Genomic DNA, 531 nt, shown 5'->3' with positions numbered 1-531 from the left:
CGCGCGTGGATCTGGCGGAGATCGAATCGCTGATCGAGGCCAAGCGCTACTTCGTGCTGCACGCCCCGCGGCAGACCGGCAAGACCACGGCGCTGCTGGCGCTGATGGAGCACCTGAACCGGCAGGGCCGCTACCGGGCGCTGTATGCCAACATCGAGACCGCGCAGGCCGCGCGCGGCCAGGTCGAGCGTGGCGTGGCCGCGGCATGCAACGCCATTGCCTTGGCGGCCGCCACCTACCTGAATGACCACTCGCTGGATACCTGGCTGCAGGGCGAAGGGCGCCACACCCCGGCCGAGAGCCTGCTGACTCGCCTGCTCGCCCGCTGGAGCACCGCCGACCCCGCCCACCCCGCGGTGCTGCTGCTGGACGAAGTCGACGCCTTGATCGGCGACACGCTGATTTCGCTGCTGCGCCAGATCCGCGCCGGCTACGCCCAGCGCCCGATGGCCTTTCCGCAGACGGTGGTGCTGTGCGGCGTGCGCGACGTGCGCGACTACCGCATCCACAGTGGGGACGGCGAGATCATCA

1 protein-coding gene is annotated in these 531 nt (G+C 70.2%); it reads left to right on the top strand.

Annotation, left to right across the window (positions count from 1 at the left end; genetic code table 11):
- On the top strand, positions 1-531 hold a 531-nt coding region (locus Tsedi_RS12120), incomplete at both ends, for an AAA family ATPase (protein ID WP_143896961.1).

Origin of the sequence: Tepidimonas sediminis (genome assembly GCF_007556605.1) — a bacterium.
GTDB lineage: Bacteria > Pseudomonadota > Gammaproteobacteria > Burkholderiales > Burkholderiaceae_C > Tepidimonas > Tepidimonas sediminis.
The sequence above is the reverse complement of the archived record's forward strand: the minus strand, read 5'-3'. Positions and strand labels throughout refer to the sequence as shown.